The organism is Priestia sp. SIMBA_032, assembly GCF_046535215.1.
GTDB classification, from domain to species: domain Bacteria; phylum Bacillota; class Bacilli; order Bacillales; family Bacillaceae_H; genus Priestia; species Priestia aryabhattai.
Window position 1 is genome coordinate 1 of the sequence record NZ_JAWRXD010000270.1, and the last position, 343, is coordinate 343.

General features: G+C 39.4%; 1 protein-coding gene. It reads left to right on the plus strand.

The annotated features are described in order from the left end of the window. On the plus strand, positions 1-343 hold a 343-nt coding region (locus tag SB717_RS34320), incomplete at both ends, for an alanine:cation symporter family protein (protein ID WP_410907310.1).

The window sequence follows — 343 nt, forward strand, 5'->3', positions numbered from 1 at the left end:
GGCGGAGTAAAACGAATTGCTCGCGCGGTTGAAATGATAGTTCCAGTAATGGCAATTATTTATGTAGCAGTGGCATTATTCGTTGTTGTAACAAACATTACGGCAATTCCATATGTATTTAAAGAAATTTTCTTACATGCTTTCGGAATTAAAGAAGTAGTAGGCGGAGGATTAGGAGCTGCGATTTTATTAGGGGTAAAACGTGGGTTATTCTCAAATGAAGCAGGTATGGGTAGTGCGCCGAACGCAGCAGCGACTGCAAACGTAACGCACCCAGTTAAACAAGGTTTCATTCAAACTTTAGGGGTATTTACTGATACATTATTAATTTGTAGTTGTACAG